We start from the raw sequence: 23,149 nt of genomic DNA on the forward strand, positions 1-23,149 counted from the left end.
ATTAAAAAATTACACGAGAAAACCACATGTTAAAAATCTTCATTACTTTAATTATTGCTTTTATTCTCTCTGGGTGCAACGAAGACACACCTAAGTGCAGCAGTACCGATGCAAAGAACTTAGTTATTGATATCTCCCGTAAGGAGATCGAAAAATCACTAAAACTGGATGCGGACGTATCAATTTCCGTCAATAACGTCAGAACACTGAATCACGATTCAAAGTTAGATGTGTATCAGTGTGCAGCTGATCTGACATTCGCTAATCCTAATTTAAAGCAAGACATCCCCATCACTTATCGAATTCAAAAGACTGACGAAGGTAAAGGTCACTTCTATATTAATGTTTATGGTTTGTAGTTTCTGCCCCCTTTTACCAAATTCAATTCGCACGCCTTAACAGCACAAACGTAATATATTAATCATACACTCGTACAAAGCGAGTGTATGATCTAAACAAGAAATCAAAATTCATATTAATCACTTTTAAGATGTGACGTTATCGCCCGTATGGTTCAGCAGGTCACTGCCTTCGGGCCTGTCTGGCGTCCAGGTGATCAATGGGCCATCAACACCGCCTGCCAGAGTAAATTCGTAGCGCAGATTTTTCTGCCACCCATTTAATATTCGCAATGCGGACACCTTCATAGGACGAACCTTCTCCGGTATGGACGCCATAGACCTGCATCTGACCGTTTATATCGGGTTGCCAGAAAAAGCTTACTCGCGTGGTGGCTCTCTTACCACTGACGGCCATCTTTCTCAGTTCGTGTTCATACCAGTAGTCATCACGTCTCGGTACTGTGCACCGTTTTGCCGCTGCGCATGCTGATGCTAGCGAACTTCATCAGCATGTCCTGCACAGTGATGTCCCACGCACAGGTAAACTCTATTTCCCAGCGGAAGGGCTCACTCAGCGCTTCACGTCCGGTTTTATTGAACTGTTGTTAATTTCGAGCAGATAAAGATTGTGTCCGATGAAACGGGACAGCCACTTTTCCATGTGTGTTACTCCTGATTTAAATGCCTGAGCAGCGGACTATCGGGGAAGGAAAGCGCGGGCCTTTTGCCTTGTCGGGCCGCTGAGGAGGTGCTGTGTGTCCATGTTAAATGCATTTATTCCATGTGGTTAATATCGACATTGTAATCATTACCGACAATTCACCCAAATATAAAACTTCTCGATGTCGCGCGACGCAGGCCATGTACGCCATGCCTAACTATCTAACTGCTCGTCCGGTGTTTTCCACTTCAATAATCGCTCAATAGCCGTATTCTGAGACAGAAACTGGCGGGCAAGTTGAAGTCGTTCTGTGACGAGCATCTTTTGCTGCTCATCAAGAATTTCTGTATCTTTCTCTGCTTCGTGAAAAAACTGTTCAAGTCGCTTGTCTTCTGCCCACTGAGCCATAATGGATTTTAGCTCGGCAAGACTAGCACTTCGCGCTTTCTCTTTTTCCTCAATCCGTTTTTTTTCCAGATATATGGCTTGTTCACGCTCACGCTTTATGCGCAACTCCTCAGCTTCAATTCTGGCTTTTTCAAGTTGCTTTGAGATTAGAGGAACAGCCTCTTGCATAGACGAAATCATCTTAGGGATCTGACTAATTAATCCACACTGTTTTGTCTGACGAAACTGAAGTAACCATTTTGCGGAAGAATAAGGTGAGTAAAACTGCAACAGAAATCGCCCGGTAGGCAAAGTATGTTTCGATACGCGATGGAAATGATCACTATCCCTACCCTTTATCCATCTTCCCATCTGTTCATCACGCACATATCGGTTTTTGATTTTTTTCGCTGGCACATATTCTGTCATTTCAGCAAGATTAAATGCAAAATACATATCCCCAACACAAATAATACTTGGTGTATAAGGCCGCCATAAATTGCTCCAGCGATAACTGCCTTCTTTGGGATCTTCCTTTATATCAATATCCGCTCGATGTAATCTACCTTCCGCCAGATCCAATGTCACACGGTATCCCTTATTCCCAAGCGCAACAAAAAATCTGCTGAGGAACTCTACAGCACTATCAAATCCAGTATCAGAGACGTTGAGGTCCAATAATTTCTTTTTAGATGGCTTGTAATAACCGTCTTCTGTAACCGAGGAAACTGGAAGATATCTTTTGAGATCTTCAATTAATTTGTAGCCATTACCAGTAACAGAAACTTGCTTTCGGGTTGATGAAGCAGCTGATTTTGGTATCCCATCGGCCACAGGTAGCATTGCTTGATTCCTATTCTTAGATACCTTTACCATCCTATCCTTTTTTAAAACAGGCAGTTCCGGGATTGCAGGCGCTCCCCCTTTTGCCATTGCTTTCCAGTAACCCCCAAGCGGCCTTGGTACACGCATTTCGCTACATCGTTTTGCTAGCAAGTCAGCACTAATGCCATATAAAGCTGTTATTCGCTCCATAGGCTCGCGCCAGACCAACTGGTATAGCGTTTCTCGATCCTGAGGGAATACGTGTTCAGCATCGTGTGAATTTATCTCTGACATCACTTCTCCCTACGCAAGCGCTCTGCGGGCGAGCACCAGCTTTATAGTTGGCTATAAATTTTTTGTGAAATACATATCAGTGAGCGATACTTAAAACTGAGTTCGAAAGAGTTTTTCTTCAAAAAACGATTCTCATTCTCAAGTTCTTTTATCATTTCTATCAGCGGATTGTATCCCCACCATTAGCCTTTTAGTTGTAATAGCAGGCTTCAGAAATCGCGGGCATACGACACACCTTTCAAATGGTCTGCCCATCTTCTCTCGAGTTCATAAGAGCGATGATGTCGAGCTCAGGCTACTGGACTTAAGCTTAAGATATCTTCAGAGAACATAATCAGAATGTCGGGGGATCTTTATATGTGAATAGTATGATTAGGCGAGCTACTCACAAGAAGAACAAATTCTTTTGTGATCACTCCTAATGCTAAACATTAATTTTTCAATAATGTATTGCCTCATAACATCGTGTCAGTTAGATTTTTTAGCATCGATGATAAAAATGAGAGATTGCGCTGTGAGCTTGCAAACAAATCTGAGAGGACGTTTACGCAACACTTTTTTGCCTAAAAGCCACGGCCTGATGCCTGTTTTCGAGGCGGTAGTCAACTCCATCCATTCCATTGAAGAGATGAATGGCGCCGCTGAAGGGCGGATTGTTCTCCAAGTCAATCGTGCAACTCAAGGCAATCTAGATTTTGATACAAAATCTCAGTCAGCAATCGTCGGCTTTACTATCATAGATAATGGCTGTGGGTTTAATGACGACAACTTTAAGTCCTTTGAAACCCTTGATTCGGACCATAAAATTGACAAAGGATGCCGTGGTGTGGGTCGCCTGATGTGGCTTAAGGTGTTTAAGCAGGTCGAAGTAGAAAGCCACTTTTTCGATTCTGATGGCGAGTTGAAAAAACGCTTTTTTCGTTTCGATGGCAAATCAGGTGTCCATGGCGAAAAGATCTTAGATCCAACATCTTCGAATCCCGGCACCGTCATCAGGTTGATTGATTTTGATGAAAGTTTTAGAAAGCAAGTTCTTTCAAAAGGTCATTCAATAGCTAACCAATTACTGGAGCATGTGCTTTGGTATTTCGTACGACAAGGCAGTGCTCCAAATATAATCCTTGAAGATTCTGACGAAACTTTTGATCTTGATAGTTTACTTAAAGGACATATGCATGCGAGTGCATTCATTGAAACAATTACAATTCGTGAATGCCAGTTTGATCTTACCCATATTAAATTTCGTGCTTCGGTGAATAAAAAGCATCAACTGGCACTTTGCGCCGCAAATAGATTAGTTAAAGAAGAATCAATACAAGGTAAAATCCCCGGTTTATATGGAAAAATTTCGGACAATTCAGGTGAGTTTACTTATACATGCTATGTATCTTCTGAATATCTTAATCAGCACGTTCGTAGTGAACGAACATCGTTTAATATTGCTGAAGATGTTGAAGACATGCTCAATGAAGTCAGTCTAAAAGATATCCGCGAAGCTGTGTTAGCTCGTACTAAATTCTATCTTCAGGATGTACTAGCAGAAACTACTTCTGCGGGCCGCAAACGTGTTGACGATTTCATTAACAATCATGCGCCGCGCTATCGTCCAATCGTAAATCATGTGCCGGAAGAGCTACTGATCGTGGACCCAGAAAAATCAGATAAAGAATTAGAGTTACATTTGCACTCACAGTGGTATGAAGTTGAAAGGCAGTTGGTAAACGAAGGTCATGACATCTTAAACCCTCAGAACAAAGAGCAGGTAGAGGAATATAAAGAAAGGCTGAATGAATACCTTAGCAAAGCTGAAGACCTTAAAAAATCAGATCTAGCCAATTACGTCTCTCACCGCAAAGTAATCATTGATTTATTGCAAAAATCGATCGAAAGACTTGAAGACGGAAAATATGCTCGTGAAGATATGATCCATGAATTGATAATGCCCATGCGAAAAGATTCTAATGAAGTTTTTCTTGAAGCTTGTAACTTATGGCTGATTGACGAACGTTTGGCATTTCATAACTATTTAGCTTCAGATAAAACTCTGCTATCAATGCCAATTACTGGAGCAGAGTCAACAAAAGAACCGGATATACTCAGCCTTAGACTTTTTGATAACCCTCTTTTGGTAAATGACCAAAACACACCCTATCTTGCTTCCATTACAGTTGTTGAGATTAAAAGACCAATGCGTAACGATATGCAAGAAGGAGAAGATAAAGACCCGATTGATCAGGCCTTAGGCTACTTAGAAAGAATTCGTGAGGGAGGTGTAAAAACTAAGTCAGGACGCCCTATTCCCGGAGGCAAGGACATCCCAGGCTATTGTTATGTGCTTTGTGACTTAACTAAGACAATGCATCGCCGGTGCCGAAGGGCTAATTTGCGTATCACCTCCGACGGCATGGGCTATTTTGGTTACAATGAACCTGCACATTCTTACATAGAAGTGATTAGTTTCGATCAACTAGTGAAATCAGCGAAAGAACGTAATCGTGCATTCTTTGATAAACTAGGATTACCTTCAGTTTAGAGGGAAGTTAATTATAATATTATTCATAAAATCCAGAAGAGGCCAAGCTTATTTAAAAAGAATCTAAATCTCCGGGTGATATATCAGCCGGTTATTCTCAATGGGCCAATCATACTGAATCACTGTGGCAGGGATTACATGACACGACAACGTGTATCCATCAGTGCCTAACGATGTGGCAGCAACAGCAAAAGATTTGATACTTCATGAGAACCGTCAGACCGATAACACTACGAAAACGTGGACAGGAAAAAGTGTGGTAATGTTAGGGAAGCTATCTAAGGACTTGACCAATCTTCTGCTAGCGTCCGCCAGAAACGTTCAATTTCCAGCCATTTGTTAGCTCCGAGACGCGACTACCACCGCCAATTTTCCCTGACTTTATTATAGGCATTTCGGCCAATCAGTAAGCATATGTTTTATATTGGTTTTTTATTTGTAGAGTTATGTAATACCATTTACAACCATCATTAACATACTGTTACTTATAAAGTTTAAAGAAACTCTGCCGATAATTATCAGGGCTAATAGGTTTGTGTCCGCCATTTTTATGGCATCTAGTGTGACATAACCTGTCACTATGGCATGGCAGGATGCATGTGTCAGAAAAAAGGAACAGACTATCTATGAGCAAAAGTAATACAAGGTTAGCACTTCGTATCGCTGATATTCTGATGCGCCTTAATAATGGTGAAACGTTGCATATGGCAAAACTTGCAGAGGAGTATGACGTATGTGCGCGTACGATTAGACGTGATTTAGAAGAGCGACTACTTTTTCTTGAACTCAAGCGCGACACCAACAACGGTGGTTTTGCTTTGGCACCAGAAATGCTAGGACGTTTTGATAGTAAAAGTATTGAACACTTTTCCCGGATAACTGGAATTAAGGGTCTTTTTCCCGCACTAGATAAAACGATATTAAATACCATATTCCGACCTTCTGGCCAGAATCACTTCATGGTACATGGTCATAAATACCTTGTAGATGAAATGCTTAGCGTTAATTTCCCACGTTTGCAACGTGCGATTGATGAACAATGCATTGTGACATTTCGCTACCGTCGTAAAGACGCTATGCGCCACTATACTGTCGAGCCATACAAGCTATTAAATTACAACGGAATTTGGTATCTTTCCGCCCGACATGCAGAAAAAATAAAAAACTTTACCCTCAACAAAATCGCCTCTCTGGAGTGTACTTTTGAACATTTCAGCCTGGATGAAGACTTACACGAAAGTATCAAAAAACAAGAAAGTGTATGGGCAAGTGAGATGAAGTTCGAAGTAGTACTTAAAATCTCATCAGACATTGCAGAATATTTTGAACGTCGCCAGCTTTTAAATGAACAGATCATTGAAAAGAAAATGGCAGATGGCGGATTGATTGTCTCCACACAGATTTCTCACAAGACTGAAATAACGCCAGTGGTGCGTTATTGGATCCCACATATAAAAATTATTTCGCCACAGAGCTTACAAAACGAACTCGTGCAGGAAATTAAAACCTGGTTGGATGAATGATATATGTCCTCGTGGAAAATACGTATCAAGCGCAATAATAAAAAATGGCCGCCGAGCAATATCAAGCATATTTCACCTAAAGTAAACGTGATTATTGCCGCGACCATGAGCGCCGGTAAAACGTCTCTGATCAATGCCCTTCTTGGCACTGAATTATTATGGTCAGCAAATGAAGCTGCCACTGCGACAATTACACGCATTCATCATTCTACACGGAATGTAAAGACCATGCGCGGCGTCAGTTTTACCTGGGGGGGAGAATGCCACCAGATTGCTGAAACTGTTGATTCTCAAATGATGCATGCTTGGAATGCTAGCCCATTTGTAAAACACATCGAATTGAGTGGATGTCTGAATGCCTTTAACGAAAGCCGCTGTTTACCAGTCATTTACGACACGCCTGGGGCAAATAATAGCCAGGACAGCAACCATGTACAGCTATTGAAAGAGGTGCTGGAAGAGTGTGATACCGGGGTTATCGTGTACGTCCTTAATGCCACCCAACCAGCAACGCGAGATGATGCCAGTCTATTGAGCGAAATCAAAAGCCATATGAGTGCCAGACCAGGAAAGCGGATCATCTTTGTACTGAATAAAATTGACGAACTTGACGAAGATAAAGGTGAAATCCCCGCACTTGCCGTCCAGGCTGCCGCACGCTACCTGGAAAAGAATGGCTTTAGCGCGCCAGTCATAATTCCGGCAATGATGAAATGTGCCTTAGTGGCGAGAAAAATGTTAACGCGTCTGCGCACGACGCGCTCACAGGGCAATCATTTAGCTAACGAGTTGGCGCGTTTTCGCCTGAATAAGCACGTCCTTAACGATGCCGCCCTGATACCACCGCCGCTGCGCGAAAGATTGCGGCAAGAGTTATCACACAGCACGTTATCCATCTCCAGCAATGATGAGTTTTGCCAAGGCGAATTGCGTCAGTTTGCCGCTTACAGCGGTGTACGGACACTGGAACTCTATCTGACACATTACCTTTAAAGGGCACAGCATGAATAAAATTTATATCGAACATAATCCCTTTGTTGTTGAAACCCGCTTTTTAATCAATGGTTCCGAGCCATCCGAAGGCTGCAGACTGTCAAGCTACAAAGAATTGCGTCTTCAGCTTTGGGTCGAAATACTTTTTGATGAATTGAGTCGTCTTCTTAACGGCGAGCTGGTCTTCAGTGTCGAATTCAAAGGTGTAGAGTCCGATTATATGGATATGCTGGAAGCCGCAGATGTCGGCCGACTGAAAGGCATGACCATCGAACTGGAATTTAGCAGGGTTAAAGAGGTTCATCACCGCCTTAATGTGATTCAGTCTATGATGGAAGAAGCCCGGCAGAATCCGCAGTTTAACGACTATATCGAAAATAACGAAAAGGTGAACCGTGGGTTTCAGGAAGCCTTTGACCGCGACTTCAACCTGTATGTGGTCGCCACTATGTCATCGGGTAAGTCCACATTAATTAACGCCATGCTCGGCCAAGATCTCTTGCCCGCAGCCAACGAAGCCACTACTGCTACCATCGCGCAGATTACCGACGACAAAACACTCGGTACATCTTTTATGGCACGTCGTATCAGCAGCCACATAGGGCCTGGGGAAGAAATACCGGTATCCTCCGATTTGCTTAAAGAGTGGAACCAGCTAGAGGACACCCATCAGATCGAGCTTCGCGGTAACATCGTCTCGATACAAGAGCGCGAGAATGTTCGTCTGGTGCTGACCGATACTCCAGGCCCTAATAACAGCCAAGACGGCGAGCACGAACGTGTCACCATGAGCTATATCCAGGATTCCCAGCGCAATCCGCTGATCCTGTATGTACTGAATGCTTCGCAACTGGGAATCAATGATGACCAGCACCTACTTCGTCTGGTCGCGCAAACCATGGTGCGTGGCGGCAAACAGAGCAAAGACCGCTTTATTTTCGCCGTCAACAAGATGGATAACTTTGATCCTGAAAACGGTGAAAACGTCGGTGCAGCGCTGGAGCGGATCAAAACTTATTTGCAGAATAATGGTATTCAAAACCCGCAGGTTTACCCGATCTCAGCCAATCTGACCCGCTTGCTGCGAAAAAATCCTGATGCCCTCACCCGCAAAGAACGCGGCGAGCTCAACACCATGACCGAGCTTTTCCTTGAAGAAGGCAGCATGAATCTGCCCTCTTATATGCCGCTCACCTCGCGCGTCAGCCGTACGCTGGAGAAACGCAACCTGTCTCGTGTCCTCTACCGCAGTGGGCTGCCCGCCGTTGAGGTGATGATTGACGAATATATTGATAAATATACTTTCCCGAATCGATTGAAACGGGCCTATGAGGCGCTCAATCAGGCTATAGAGAAAGGCATGCGCGAAGCCGAACTCACCGAACAATTAGATCAGGATGAACGCGCACTCACGCACCTGAACGAACAAATTACTCAGCTCGTACAAAAGCGCAAAGAAAGTGCTGATACCGATGTGTACAAGCAGTCATTGCGTCAGAAAGGAAAAGAACTTCCGCCGCATATTGCCGCCGTGTTCACCCAAAAACTGACGCAGGTGCTGGCAGCCACCAGAAAACAAGGTAACGAATTCACGAAAGTGCCGCAGCAGACACCCGCCGATGCGCAGCGGTTACTGGATGCAGCAGAGCGCGACGCGAGTTTTCGTTACAAAGAGTTAATCAATGAGTTCGAAGCCGCATTCCGCGCCGCGCAAGCGTTAATTAAGGACGAATTGCAGGTGGAGTACTGCCGCTATATCAGCGAATTGTTTGAAGATACCCGTGAACTGAAACTTCCGCTGTTCCAGGGACTGAAAGAAAATATGGCCGATTTTTCGCTCAATTTGAGCCTCAACAACAACAACATAAAAAAGCGTGAAGAAAGTTATAACCCGCGTGAGGTGAGCGACGCAACCTGGTGGAACCCCTTATCCTACTTCAGAACCCGTACCGTCTGGGATTACCGCACAGTGGAATATGTTGATATGTCCGAACTGTGGAATGAAAAACGCAACGAGGTCGAGGGCAACTTCCGAGACCTGATTGATGCGGCGCGCAAGAAAACCGAAACGGATAAAGACCGGTTAGTCGAAAGCTACATCGCGTTTATCGAACGCGAATTTAACAGCAAATTTGATGCGCTGATCGCCACCCTGAAGGAAAAAATGACAGATCAGGAAGCACGCGAAGTCGCGATTGCCGAAGCGCGTTCGCAGAAGTCGTGGATCACCGAATTTAAATATCGCCTCGACAAAACATTGAGCTTACAGGAGTAACCACACATGGAGCATAATTTTCACCACGCATTTCTGGCAGCGCTTAACAGTCCACAGCGTGATTTCGCGCTGCTGAACGCCATGCTTGATGAATCTCACGCGGAGAAATTGGCGCTTTTCAACACTCACCGGGAGGATGGCGCCTGTGAAGCCATTAATCCCGATACCATTGACTGGAACAGTGGTTACTTTGCATTGCAGAGCAGAAGCCTTGAGCACAATTTCTCGCTGGCGCGAGCGCGGCATCTGATTGCCGTCAGTCAGTGGCTGACAGAGCACCAGCACGACGGTTTTCTCCGCCCCCCTGCCGCGTTCAAGGATAACGGAAACAAAAACATGAACAATAATGCAACTACGCCGTTTACGCCGGGCCAGAGCATGCTAGCCGCGCTGGAGTCCGGTTCCATCAACCGCCTTCGTTCTGCTCTGGTTGCAGAGCTGGAAAATAATCGGCTAAATGGGCAGATAGTTCGTCAGGCGATGAAATGGGCTGAATCTCAGATACCCGATCTATTTGTCGATTATGAAGAGAACACGCTGGCGCTCGGCTTCGAGGCAGACAAAAACAAATGGGATGTTGATTACTACAATCTCCAGTCCGCGTATCTCGTTATGAACTTCTCACGGAAACGTTTTGAGCACCTGATGAACATCTATCAGGAGCTACGTGATCGCGCTGTTTCCGGCTTTATCTACCAACCCGAAGTTGCACCGCGCTCCGCAAGTTCATCGACTGCATCGGCACCGCGCCCTACAAGTTCACACACTGCATCAGCGACGTACAGCCAGACGCCTGCGCCAACCGCGCCGGTGCCCCAAAGCAGTTCCACCTCCGCGCTGCGTGTTGCCGCGCTGGCTGGCGGTACGATAGCTGCGCTGGCTCTACTTATTTTCGCATTGCTTTAACGGAGTCATCACCATGCAAAAAACGATGATGCCGCTGCAACTCCAGGAAATTGAACAACGTGCGGCAGGAACACTCGCCTCTGCCAACACCCTGATTAACCGTAGCTATCTGGCTGAGATGCGCCACTATCCGGTGCAGTCGCTTGAAGATTATCAGGGCGTACCAATCCACCGAGCCGGTGATATCCGCCTGTTTCGCATCGCGCGTATTGTTCAGGAAAACAAGCAGTCAGTGTTGGAGAGCACCACTGCCGCCTACACCGCACTAGGCGCTGCCGGTTATAGCGTCTTTTTATTGCTGAAATCCGATGGCCGGGAAACTGATGTCTTTATCGGCACACGTGGTGCACCAGGTAAGATGTTGGGGCAAAACTCCGGTGATCTGCTCAATGAAACGTTCAAAGGACATTTCCCCGGCAGCAAGTTAATTGCACAGAACGCGCAAGAGACTGCAGATTTACTTGATAGTGCGCTGGCGCAAAAAGAAAATCCGTCATCCTCGGTGACTGCCGTCACGGGAGTACCGTCGCTGGCAACAGAAGACAGTGAACATTTTATGCAGGGGCTGGAGCATTTTATTGATGCCGCCGAAAGCCGTATTTATCAGGCGATAATCATTGCAGAGCCTGTTACACCGCCAGAGCTAGATCGCATTCGCACCGGTTATGAAAAGGTCGCCACGCAGCTCTCTGCCCTGGCGAAGCGCCAGTACTCTTTTGGTGTACAGGACAGTGACAGCGTAGGCCTAAGTATCAGTGAAGGGCTGAGCCAATCTCTCGGTGAAAGTTTAGGCATGACCGTGTCTCAGGGTAGCTCTTTCACCCGTGGAACGAATCACTCTACAAGCGTTGGCACCTCAAGCAGCGAATCTACCTCTGGGGTCATTGCTGATGTAATGGCGGGTTATAAAAATGGGAGCCAGATATCACTCGGTACGGCGTTTAAAGGTGTGCTACAGGGCATTGCCCTTAACCGTACTCACTCTGCAAGCGTAAGCGAAAACACGACCGTTGGCGCGTCCGAAACGCTTGGCAGCAACACTTCCCAAAGCGAGTCGCACATGCTTAATAGGAACGATACCACCACCCGCACTGACAGCCAGACCATCAATAAAATGACGGGTAACAGCCAGCAAATTTCGCTGGAAGTGCATGACAAAACTATCGAGAACTTGCTTGCAAAAATCGATCACCATCTAGAGCGTGTGAATGAAGCGCGAACCTACGGCGGCTGGCAAACTGCCGCCTACTTTATTGGTGACAGCACCGCCTCATCAGAATCGCTAGCCAGCATTTTCTTAGGGTTAATGCGCGGAACACGTTCAAGCACGGAAGATTTTGCTTTAACCACGTGGAACTCACAAAGCAAACGTCCCATTCTTGACTGGCTATCTGTATTGGCGCATCCACCGCTGAAACCCACCATTGGCCCAGTGCTGGCTATAGATTGGCTCACCCCAGCAACGTTGGTTTCAGGCAAAGAGATGGCTATTCAGTTGAGCCTGCCCCGACGTTCAACTTCCAGTGTTGCGGTACTGCACACCCAATCATTCGGGCGAAAAGTTCTGCGCCTCGATGGGTCGGAACCTGACGGCCAACAGACCCGAACACTGCGACTCGGGCAAATGCGCCATTTGTGGAACGATCTGGATATGCCCATCGATCTGGATGTCGACAGGCTTACCAGCCATGTGTTTATCACGGGCTCCACTGGTGCAGGCAAAAGCAACACCATTTACGCGCTGCTGGAACAACTGGGTCAGCACAATGTACCTTTTTTGGTAATCGAACCCGCGAAAGGTGAATATAAGCAAGTATTCGGTCATCGTGATGATGTATCGGTCTTTGGAACGAATTCGCGCTTTTCGCCACTATTGCGTATTAATCCGTTTCGCTTTCCCGAAACCACTCACGTTTATGAGCATATTGACCGCCTGGTAGATGTCTTTTCCATGTGCTGGCCGATGTATGCGGCCATGCCTGCTGTATTAAAAGATGCCATTTTGCATGCATACACGGTCTGTGGCTGGGATCTGGTTACGTCGGAAAACTGCTGGCAACCAGCCCTATTTCCAACATTTGAAGATCTGCAGGAACAACTTCGCCAGGTAATTGAAAAATCTGAGTGGTCACAGGAGGTGAAGAGTAACTACATCGGTTCTCTAGTGACCCGCGTCAACTCACTCACCAATGGCCTGAATGGACAGATTTTTAGCGGCGAAGAGATAGATAACAGCCGCCTTTTTGACAGTAATGCCATTATCGACTTAAGCCGTATCGGCTCGCAGGAAACCCGATCACTCATTACCGGTATTCTGGTTATTCGCCTTGGCGAATATCGTGCCGCTACGAGCGGGATGAACCAGGCTTTACGCCACGTTACTGTACTTGAGGAGGCTCACCACCTGCTGAAACGCAGCGGCAGCAACTCTGGTGCAGAAGGCGCGGATATTAGTGGTAAAGCAGTGGAAATGCTCGCGAATGCCATCGCTGAAATGCGCACCTGGGGTGAGGGTTTTATCATTGCCGATCAGTCACCTTCGGCAGTGGACATGGCCGCTATACGCAACACCAATACTAAAATCATCATGCGTCTGCCTGAAGATATGGATCGTCGCACTGCCGGAAAATCAGCAGCCCTGAGCGACGTTCAACTTGATGAACTGGCGCGCCTGCCACGTGGCGTTGCAGTGGTGTATCAGAACGACTGGCTGGAGCCGGTGCTGTGCCGTGTAAGGAAGTTTGAGACACCCGCCGAGCCATGGCAGTACAAGCCTACTCTAAGGCTGGTTGCCACCAATCCGCAAGCCTGGACGCCGCTGTTAAGCTGGTTGCTCAATCACCGTCTGCCCCACCCAGTCGATATCACGGCGCGACAACTGATAGAGCGGGTCGATACACTGGTTCTGTCGACGCGCAATAAAATTCTGCTGCGCTCGCTAATTGCGGAGTTCGAGACACACCGAACCTTACGTATACAACGTGAAGACCAGTTCCGACAGCTGGCCAGCACCATAAGCGGGTTACTCGATTGTCGTCGCGAGCTGATACATCAGCTCAGCCAGTGCAGTGACTTCAGCACCCTGAACAGCACCCTTGATACCCTGCTGACACGGCGCACCGGTGAGTTACCGCCAGCACTGCGCATTGCGGTACAACAGTGCCTAATGAAAGACGTTTCGAGCGAATCAGAAACATGGCTGAAGACCTACGCCGGGTGGCGTAAACATGTACAGGAAACCCTGCAATGAGCGAACTGGTAGTTTTAGAAACGGTCCTCGAGGTCGTGGGTGAGCATGAGGGGTTGATTGAACTCACCAAAGATATCGATATTACCGACATTGACATTGATAAGCTGGATGAGCCTCTGACGAGGGATGATGCGCCGCTGACTGAATTGAGCGACGAGATGCGTGAGACGCTACGTGATAAAGGCTACAGTGAAGACGTCATTGAACGCATCGGCAGCGAACAAGAAGCGCAGATTTATCTTGATGCCGGGCTGGAATGCGAGACGGTCAACGGTAAGGATGTGCTGGTGCAACCGGATATCAACCCAGATCAGATGGATGAGCTGGGCAGAACGAATATTGAGCGGATGGAAAAAGGCCTGCCGCCACAAGATGCCGATGGCAAGCCTTATCAGCTTCACCATATCGGACAAAATGCAGATTCACCGTTAGCGGAGCTGACGCAGAGCGAACATATGGGCGGTGGTAATAATAAAATCCTACATGATATGACCAAAGAGTCGGAAATTGATCGCGGTGATTTCAAAACGGAACGCACCGAACATTGGAAACAGCGTGCAGAAGATATTAAAAACCAACGAAGTGAGGCCGCAGTGTGAAAAAACTGAGAACGTTTATCGAACAATATGATGTGACTACCCGCCCGGTTGATACGGCAACGATCAACGCGGCGGAAAGGGCACTTAACATTACCTTCACCACGGATTATAAAACCTGGCTGGAAAGCGTTGGAATCCTCTCTTATGAGGCCACCGAAGTGTTTGGACTGGGGGTAAAGGAAAACGCGTGGTTAAACATTCTGCGCTCGACAGTGGAGTTGCGTCAGCAGCATCACAACTTCCCGGCTTCAGCGGTTCCGCTAATGGATGCGGAGGAAGGCCACTATTATCTCTATGACAACGGGAACGGCAAAATTGTGTGCTGGTCTCCTCTCTCTGGCGTTCTTGAAATCTTGAGCGATTCATTAGAATCATTCGTGCTAAAACAAATCGAGTAAAAGACCGAACTAACGGCGCACTTGGCAGCGGCAGGGTGCGCTAAAAATCTCATGAATGGTTAGGAAGTTACTGAATGTACACTTTATACAGGAACTAACGTTACACTCTCTTCAAAAAGTTGAGCTTGTACCGATACTAGAAGTAGAACATCCGTACTGCACATTGCCAATGTGAATCGACATGAAAATGAGTACAAATCTGAGTACAAATAAAAAAAGTTTAAATAAAACAATTAAATCAATGCAGTGAGCGGAAAATCATGGTTTAACGTATAACGTTTGCTTTAGGGTAGCCCTTATGTTCTAACAAAAATCCACGCAATTGCGTGGATTTTTATAGCATGAATTTAAAACCGATTACGCTTTTATTTGATTTTCAATCAACGTCATAAAATAAGATGTATCGCTAACCGTATCCTGGTTCTTACTATGATCGGCTTCATCAACAAGCTTCATATACTCTATAAAATGGGATTCTTCGAATTTAATATCCATCTTTTTTCGGATAATATTCAATTCGTCGAAGCGCTCTAACCTTCTGATATAGAGTTTGAGACGTTCATTTTGGCGAGTCACCCCTAATGTGCGGTCAATTATCAATGGTAATAATGTCAAAACGAGAAATACTATAAAACCATAAAACACTTTATTATTCGCGCAATAAATAAAAACAAATAAAAACAAATAAAAAATAAAAAATACAAAATGAGCAAGTGATTTATAATTTAACTTACGAGACCCAACAACTTCATTCGCATCCTGCGGGCTGTATTTACAGTTGAAGCACCTCCACTGCAAGAGTAATACGAAAACAGAAATAATAACCCCCAGCAGCAGACTGCCACTGAAGGATATGCTCAGAGTTACAAGCATATTATTCACTTTCTCTATCCCAACTTTCTTCGTCAAACTCAGACAAAAGAAAAAAGTGAAGACTATAAGGAATGGAATAGCATAAAGCGAAATTCTACGTATCAGAAAGCGAGGCCAGTATGACAAATACTCTTTTTCCCGCAAATTTTTCAACTCTTCTTTGAGCTTAGGTTGTAACCCATCAGCATCCGAATATTGTAAGTAAGGCAATGTACCACTCATGATAAAACTCTCTATTCAATAATTTCAAATACATTTAAATGATTACGCTGAAACTGCTCCAAACCGTACAGACGCAGCCTTTCCAGCCAATATTCAGCCATCGTTCGGCTTATGCCGCGTTCAATCGCAGCCTCTCGCAGTAGTAAAAATTCCGTCCGTAATGTCGTAGGCATAATCCCAGGATCGTCAGTATTGACCAGTACCCTGACTGGTCCACGGCGCAATCCATAGCGATTGAATTCAGCACCTGGTTTCAACAGTTCTTCATCCGGTGGGTTCCAACGAAAAATAGGATGCTCTACGTGCTTTTTGAATCGCGCAATATATACGTTCGATGTCGGGTTTGTTTCGATAATTAACCCTTTACGATCATATTGATCGAGCAAATAGTCCTGCAAAGCATGCAAAAACTGCAGCTCTACAGGCGTATCAATATCTTGGAGGATGTCTTTACCACTGCTATCCTGCCGACGCTGTTTGCTAGGATTTCCCAGACCAATCAGCTCCTGCGTACTCCATTCGTCCGCTACCCGCACAACCACCAGTTGCGGCGGGAGATCGTCCAGGAGGTTGGAGTGTCTTTGCTGATAAAGCTGAGCCGCCACATTACCTTTATCGCTCAGTGTTCCCCAATCCGGCAACGCGCATTTCTCCTGCGACGTCAAAGGAGAACCACCGTGCAGTTGCTGAAGACGATACGAGCAATTTCGCCGTAGTAGCCAAGCTCTGTATAGCGTATCAGGATTGATATTATCCAAAGGCTTATCACTATAATTAACGCGATTGCCCTTTCCTCGGTTATCTATCTCATACGGTCGCTTCTTACACCAATCACACCTCGCGACAAAACGCGCAATGCGCCGCTCAAGAAGCGGTAATACCGCCTGAGCAAGAGGCAACGAACCCGATAAAACCGTTGCATAGTGCCACTGCCAAACAAGATTATCTAAATGCTCATCCAGCGGAAGTATCATTTCTCCATGCCGCTGCGACCAAAGCGCAGGTTCAATTCCCAGCGCCAGAGCATGACCTAGTCTGTCTCCCTCCCGCATTTCACAAAAGCGCACCGTTTCATCGATATGACGCATCCCCGATGCCGGATGCGCGTAATCCTCCCCGGCATGGATGCTGAAATGAAAGCTTGTACTGGCGCGAAGCCCGTCGGGCACCGGATATAGCCCGCTGCGCAGCCATCGTAGCATCGGCGCAAAACCCGCAATTTTCAGGGCATTTTCATCCCCTGCAACATCCAGCCCCCGAAACCAGTTCGACGGTTGAAAATGAAAGTGCGGGTTCCGTTTTCCACCTAGAAAAACTGGGTGATTCCAGCCATTGTGGCTGTACAGCTTCTGCAGCAATTGCTCTGTTTGTGCCCAGTTATTCTGCAAATCAGCCGTTGGTCGCTTACCGCGGCTTGTGCTTTTAGATCGCGAAAAGTGTCCACAAAACTGCCAGCGCTCGAGCGCTTCAATGTAGCGCAGCGTGCGTTCGTCTGGCTTAATCTCATGTTCACCAAAAACATACGGCGGAGAAATAGGAGGCACACCGAGGGTGTTGAGCAATGTTGAGGAAAACCCTGTCATAATTTCATGGCTGAAAGCATTCGGGGTTGCCTTCACTTCAGCTACATCATCTTTGCCTGCAAACAGGTAACGCATATTGCTGCTGTCACTTTTCTTCCCCGAACGTAACGCGCTGCCAAAATAGCGTTCGGTAAAACGCGTAAGCCCCTGCCCGTCCGTAATAATGCGACGCCGTAGTGCATTAACTGTAAGCCAAAAACATAGTATTGCAGTGCGCTCAAGCGGATGGGTGTCTTTCAACTGATAAGAGTGACAAAGGTAAAGCTGCAGCCACAGCCAGCGTGAAGGATGTTTTCGGTCTGAGGCATGTGCAAGCTGACTTAATAGCCAACCAGGACTGACGTTTTCAGCTCCGCGATTTTTTTTTGCGAGGATTAGCCAATCCGGGAGATTTTGGCTTTTCTTCATCGGGTCACTTAAGGTCGCATACTTCACGGAAACTCTTTCACTATGCTCCGCAATATTTTGAGATTGTTCAGAAACTGTTTGGGGAGGACCTGAAAGTAACAATGCAAGCAAGGACTTCGCTCGATTTAACAGCGGCGTTAAATCATCATGCTCTTCATACGCCCACACCGATGTTTTATTGCTCTTTGGCAGTTCAATCTCTTCAAAAAGATAACCATCCAGGATGGTATCTCCCGCCGTCACTCCGCCCAGATGGACGTGCCCCTCCGCAAAAGGCTTGCCCGCACTGGCTGGCGGCGCGAAAAACGGATTCTGCGCCATCACCACCCGGGTGATGTCCGAGAATCGCGGAGGAGGGCTTTGCTGCAGCCAGTCGCCAAAACGCCAGCCTGCAAGGAGAGCCGGGTCCAGTTCTGCCGCTATCCGCACGTAATCCTGTACCTTATTTTCACGGTAGTAGAGCAAATCACCATTACGCAGCAGCAGCTGTTCTGCAATGACACCAAGCCAGGGCAGTTCCGGGCTGGTCAGCAAACCATTGTCACAGATGTTCCCCATTAGCTGATGCACGTCGGTCAACCGGTAAGTGCGAGGATATCGGTTGTCAATGCTCTTAACGAGCAGTTGGTAGCACTCCTCCTGCAATGATGACCACGACTCAAAATCCTTCGGCGGCGATAAAAGGATCGCCAAAAAACGCCTAGACAAGAGCTCATCGGTAAAAAAACACCCTGCTGCATGTTCACTCAGCGACCGGGTTAACATTATTGTTCACCATCGGGGTAAAGTTCTGCAAATGCTGCAAGTACGGTCTTCACCGCAGGATCGTTTTGAGGATATTGGGTTCTGATAGTATCAATAAATGAGCTAAGATCAATTTTACCTGAGAATACTTCACGGAGTTTAATTTTCACAATATTTTTAGTTAGTTTTTCGTGCTCATTTAATTTCAAGGACGATGTTATATAAATCCTAGCATCGCTGGCCTTTCGACCTATCACTTTTTTAACTATATTTTTTTCCTTTACTTCACTCATTTCAATGTCAGTGCTTAATATCTCTTCTATCCATTTTTTGAGTGGATGAGCTCCTAATATATAGCTGACCGTTCTAGTTTTCTCTCCATAAACTTTACGATTTTGATATGTTGAACGTTCTGTGTCTGCCTGTTGATTCTGACCTGGCGTAAATGGCCCCACATTCACACGGAAGTTATCATGACTATAGAAATTCTTAGCCGAATTAATATTCGTGGTAGCTACCACATCAGGCAAACCAAATAATTCACCTTTTTCAAAACTACCGAACGCTGACCATGTAGCGTAGAAAACCCTCCCTATAATATTGAGAGCAGTCTGACTACTTTGCATACCATTAGGCATATATATATTACTTGCAACTTGGCTGAATGTTTTATTAAAAACCTTATAAACTAACCAAGGTGATACATTCGTGTTTACTACATTATACAATTTTCGCCAATGATTTATTTCATCACATAGTTTTTTCCAAACCTCTTCATATTCATCCGGATTTGTGTCCATGGGATCATCAGCGACCTCCTTTTCTTGAGCGAATAAGCCGCTGAATGTCTTAGGATTTCTCTTAATCAAGTCATCTTCTAAATCTAATGTTTTCGTCGGGGCAAGTGCACTAGCAGAGTAAAAGGGTGAACGTTGTCTGATTCGCTGTAGGTCTGCAAGTTCTAAATCAGATACCAAGCTGATAATAATTAACTCAAATACCCTGCCAATATTTAGCAAAATTGATTGTTTCGTATTAGTATAAAAATTCCATTGCATTAATGTAGACACAAGAAAATTAGCTTTATTTTCTAAATCACTATCAAATCCATAGCCCTCAATTTCTTCCCAATACTTCCACTTCAAACTTGTATTAATACCCGCCTCTGCCACAGGATAGGGCAAGAGCGTTTTTTGCCCTTTAATAGCAGATAGCCAAGTCTCAGGTAGTCTTGATTTCAACTGAGACTCCCAGTCAGAAAGGTCGCCCCCTCTATCGAAGACATCATATTCTTGTGCATCTTGGTTTAAAGGTTGAAACAAAGGAGTAGCAAGCACAGATTGATTACGATTTTTTCCTTTTCTCCATTCAGCCCAGTATTTTTTGGCCTGAAGAGTTAAATATAATGCTCCTGCCTCGGGCTCAAAGCAAAAATAGTCAAGCAACCTTTTGAGCCAGACAAATTCCTTTTCTTCTTCTAGACAAACATTTTTCCCTTGTACGTGTTTATTAAGTTCATCGTTAAATAACTTATACGCTTCGCTGTAATCACGCTTAGCTTCATTACTTAGTTCACGATGCTTTTCGGTAAAATGCTCAAGCACTTCAAATGGAACATCGGGCATTTGCCATTGACGACGAACAGCCAGCGCGTCAGTAGCACTTTTGATTTCTTCTGGAAGACCAGGAATTAAATCACCGCAGTGACTAACGAATTGAGATAAGGCGCGTATCGACGGGATCGGTAGCGATAAATCACTACCTTCAAGGCCATTCACCGGACCGGTAATAAATATATTCAGCCACGCCATAAAATTACGTAGAGGAATACCATTCTTACCTAGAGTCACGTCGATATTACCTTGCATCCAATAGTTACTTACTGCTGGCATGCTCAATCTTCGCGGTAATGGTAGAATTTTACGCTGATACTCAATCGCTAAATCTCTGGCAATACCATAAGATTTGTTGCGTTCATAAGATGAGTCTTTATTCAACCGTCCATGGAAATCTCTCCAACAGACTTCGTCATACAGACGGCGATCGCCGCTCACAATCGGCAAAACATACGGAGAGGTAAGATAACGGCGTAATATTTCCAGGTTTTCAAATGCCCTATTAAGTGAGGTGTCCACATCGTCAATCGGCAGTATTAATAATTTCTTTCCTATCAAATCCAACGCTGATTTTAAAAATTCTTCGACGCAATTTGCCAAATGTTTGCTGCCATACAAGGATCGAATTTTGTCCATTCCACGTTGATTCTGCTGTAAATCAACGGATTCCAGCCCGTGTGCCAAATTCTCAAGTTTCTGAGTGAAAATCTTGGATTTATCGAGGTCTCTACCCTGCGCCGTTTTGATCTCTTTATCATGAAGCACGGCAGCAACAATAATATGCAAGAACAGTGACTCTCCATCTTCAAGCAGAGTCGGGTCGATAGGGTCAAGGATGTGAATCTCACCCGCCAACTGTTTAGCATTACTCTCCAGATAGTCGCTTAAATTCACCAGCACCGACGTCTTTCCCGTCCCCCTAGCACCATCAATTGATATAGCCTTATGGCTACGCGTTTCATTAAGCGCTTCATGTGGTTCAGGTACTTCGTTAACAGCTTTCGCAATAAATTGTGTGAGCTGTTCGTAAATATTCCGGGGAAGTAAGGTATCTGGATCCTTGAGGACCGCAGACTCTCCGCTGTCTAATGGTATGTATATCGTGTTCACAATAATCCCTTTATGGTCGTTTTTGATGTGGGAACAGATGATCAAACTGTGAATTTTGATACAAGTGTAAATAAAATCAAGATGGTAATTAGAATAATCTCAAAAACAATTCAACCTCTAATCATTTCAACCCGTGACAATAGTCAGCTCTAGAAGAGTGAATTTGGCCTGCATTTGGCTTATCACCATTAACAAACAAAAGCAATGATGTAATCAATCCTAATGCATAAGAATTGGTCGGTGCTGCAGTAACTAGCCCCAGATAACAACATCAATTAAAGTGAGTACAGTTATGAGTATAAAAACATAGGCTAAGAATTAATTCATTAAATAACATACAATTAAATCTTAAATCACAGCTCAACGTCTAAATAAGTTTTGTTGTCTTATGAGGTTTTATTGAATCTCATCAAGACGCGAACATCTTTAAAATCCACGCTTTTGCGTGGATTTTTCATTTGAGCGCTGTCTCAATAGTGTCTGTCAGCACATTCCCGCAACGCCGCAATCATGACCTAAAAGTTTACTGCTTTAGCTCCTCTCCTTCTTCTGCAAAACCCGCCAAAAGAATCTAAAGCTACCTGAGCGCACCCTCTTCCCCTTCTCTTCACCTGAAACGGCACCTGTTCAGCCACGGATAAACTGCGCCTCACACTGCCGGGCGATCTCCCACAGCCTGTTACGGATGACCTGCTTAAGTTGCAGAGTGGACTGCGACTGCGGCTGGTCACGGCGGCTGATCAGCATCACTTCAAACGGCAGAGGTTGTGCTATGGGCAGCAGCTTTAACTGTTCGGCATAGCGGCAGGCGGTGAAGAGATCCACGACGCCCGTGCCGCCGCCTGCCAGCACCATATCTGCAATGACCGAATAGGTTTTAATCGACAATGACACGGCGGGGTTCAGTTTCTTATCGCGCAGCGCACGGTGAAGTACGCGTCCAAGCGGATCCTGCGCCTGCATCATCAGTAAATTATTGTTGCACAACCACTCCAGCGTAACGGGTTCATGCCAGTGATGAGTGAGCGGTAGCAGCGCCACCATGGAGGACTGAAACAGAGGCTCGGCCAGAAGATCCGCATCGACCTGCTGACCGAAGACCAGCGCGAAATCGAGCTGATTATCCAGAATCATCTGGCATAAGGTACTGAAATGCTCGGTGACCAGTTCCACACTGACCGAGGCCATCTGTTGCCGCCAGGTGACCAGCGCGGGAGCCATCACCATCTGACCAAACGCGTGAGCGGCGCCAACGCGAACGAGTTGCCCTTCGCCACGCCTTAGCTGTTCGGTGAGCTGGGTAATGGATTGCAGACGCTGGCAGAGATCCTCTATTTCAGGCAGCAGACGTCGCCCTTCTGCCGTCACACTCATTCCCTGTAGCCGTCGCTCAAACAGCGCAAATCCCAGCTGCTGTTCAGCGTGATTCAGCACACGGCTGATATTCGGCTGCGACACATTCAGCAGGCGCGCCGCTGCGCTGATGCTGCCGGTCTGTACGATGGCCTGAAAGACTTCTATATGGCGGAGCCGCATGATGATTTACCCTGGATGGAATACCGGACACGGAGGCCTCTTCAACCAGCTGTACCGGCGGAGAGTGAGAGC

16 protein-coding genes are annotated in these 23,149 nt (G+C 45.9%); 9 read left to right on the top strand and 7 right to left on the bottom strand.

What is annotated here, in order from left to right:
* The first annotated feature begins 26 nt into the window (after positions 1-26).
* The gene (locus KTJ90_RS11285; RefSeq protein ID WP_499024608.1) at positions 27-359 is read left to right on the top strand and encodes a hypothetical protein; all 333 of its coding nucleotides are present in this window, start codon (positions 27-29) and stop codon (positions 357-359) included.
* Positions 360-485: 126 nt separating this feature from the next.
* On the opposite strand, the gene KTJ90_RS11290 is transcribed toward KTJ90_RS11285, so the two are convergent.
* From KTJ90_RS11290 to KTJ90_RS11300, 3 genes are all read right to left on the bottom strand, one after another.
* Positions 486-632, bottom strand: a complete 147-nt coding sequence (locus KTJ90_RS11290) for a hypothetical protein (RefSeq protein WP_499026572.1) — start codon at positions 630-632, stop codon at positions 486-488.
* On the bottom strand, positions 568-756 hold the full coding sequence (locus KTJ90_RS11295; protein WP_499024610.1) for an S-type pyocin domain-containing protein: 189 nt from the start codon (positions 754-756) through the stop codon (positions 568-570). The genes KTJ90_RS11290 and KTJ90_RS11295 overlap by 65 nt, the downstream gene beginning before the upstream one ends.
* 459 nt (positions 757-1,215) lie before the next feature.
* On the bottom strand, positions 1,216-2,508 hold the full coding sequence (locus KTJ90_RS11300; protein ID WP_499024613.1) for a hypothetical protein: 1,293 nt from the start codon (positions 2,506-2,508) through the stop codon (positions 1,216-1,218).
* 514 nt (positions 2,509-3,022) lie between these two features.
* Here KTJ90_RS11300 and KTJ90_RS11305 point away from each other — a divergent pair.
* The 8 genes from KTJ90_RS11305 (at position 3,023) to KTJ90_RS11340 (ending at position 14,985) form a co-directional block, all read left to right on the top strand.
* Positions 3,023-5,041 (top strand): ATP-binding protein, encoded by a 2,019-nt coding sequence (locus KTJ90_RS11305; protein WP_499024614.1) that lies wholly within the window; start codon positions 3,023-3,025, stop codon positions 5,039-5,041.
* Between the two features lie 626 nt (positions 5,042-5,667).
* Positions 5,668-6,564: a WYL domain-containing transcriptional regulator gene (locus KTJ90_RS11310; protein WP_499024616.1), complete on the top strand. Its 897-nt coding sequence runs from the start codon at positions 5,668-5,670 to the stop codon at positions 6,562-6,564.
* A 3-nt stretch (positions 6,565-6,567) separates the two neighbouring features.
* Positions 6,568-7,557: a P-loop NTPase family protein gene (locus KTJ90_RS11315; protein ID WP_499024618.1), complete on the top strand. Its 990-nt coding sequence runs from the start codon at positions 6,568-6,570 to the stop codon at positions 7,555-7,557.
* A 10-nt stretch (positions 7,558-7,567) separates the two neighbouring features.
* Complete coding sequence (locus KTJ90_RS11320) at positions 7,568-9,832, top strand: P-loop NTPase family protein (protein ID WP_499024620.1); 2,265 nt, start codon at positions 7,568-7,570, stop codon at positions 9,830-9,832.
* Between the two features lie 6 nt (positions 9,833-9,838).
* Positions 9,839-10,738, top strand: coding sequence for a hypothetical protein (locus KTJ90_RS11325; protein WP_499024621.1), 900 nt, complete (start codon positions 9,839-9,841; stop codon positions 10,736-10,738).
* A 13-nt stretch (positions 10,739-10,751) separates the two neighbouring features.
* Positions 10,752-13,988, top strand: a complete 3,237-nt coding sequence (locus KTJ90_RS11330) for an ATP-binding protein (protein ID WP_499024623.1) — start codon at positions 10,752-10,754, stop codon at positions 13,986-13,988.
* Complete coding sequence (locus KTJ90_RS11335; protein ID WP_499024627.1) at positions 13,985-14,587, top strand: HNH/ENDO VII family nuclease; 603 nt, start codon at positions 13,985-13,987, stop codon at positions 14,585-14,587. The genes KTJ90_RS11330 and KTJ90_RS11335 overlap by 4 nt, the downstream gene beginning before the upstream one ends.
* Positions 14,584-14,985, top strand: coding sequence for an SMI1/KNR4 family protein (locus KTJ90_RS11340; RefSeq protein WP_499024629.1), 402 nt, complete (start codon positions 14,584-14,586; stop codon positions 14,983-14,985). Before KTJ90_RS11335 ends, KTJ90_RS11340 begins: the two co-directional genes overlap by 4 nt.
* A gap of 357 nt (positions 14,986-15,342) precedes the next feature.
* Here the strand turns inward: KTJ90_RS11340 and rdrD are convergent, their stop codons facing one another.
* The 4 genes from rdrD to KTJ90_RS11360 form a co-directional block, all read right to left on the bottom strand.
* Positions 15,343-16,080: an antiviral RADAR system accessory protein RdrD gene (gene rdrD, locus KTJ90_RS11345; RefSeq protein WP_499024632.1), complete on the bottom strand. Its 738-nt coding sequence runs from the start codon at positions 16,078-16,080 to the stop codon at positions 15,343-15,345.
* A gap of 11 nt (positions 16,081-16,091) precedes the next feature.
* Positions 16,092-18,836 carry an amidohydrolase family protein gene (gene rdrB / locus KTJ90_RS11350; protein WP_499024634.1) on the bottom strand — a complete coding sequence of 915 codons (2,745 nt, stop codon included), beginning with the start codon at positions 18,834-18,836 and terminating at the stop codon, positions 16,092-16,094.
* On the bottom strand, positions 18,836-21,541 hold the full coding sequence (rdrA, locus tag KTJ90_RS11355) for a P-loop NTPase fold protein (RefSeq protein ID WP_499024637.1): 2,706 nt from the start codon (positions 21,539-21,541) through the stop codon (positions 18,836-18,838). Before rdrA ends, rdrB begins: the two co-directional genes overlap by 1 nt.
* A 627-nt stretch (positions 21,542-22,168) precedes the next feature.
* Complete coding sequence (locus tag KTJ90_RS11360) at positions 22,169-23,077, bottom strand: LysR family transcriptional regulator (protein ID WP_140033501.1); 909 nt, start codon at positions 23,075-23,077, stop codon at positions 22,169-22,171.
* Between the last annotated feature and the right edge of the window lie 72 nt (positions 23,078-23,149).

It is taken from the genome of Pantoea jilinensis, assembly GCF_019104105.1.
Classification (GTDB): domain Bacteria; phylum Pseudomonadota; class Gammaproteobacteria; order Enterobacterales; family Enterobacteriaceae; genus Pantoea; species Pantoea eucalypti.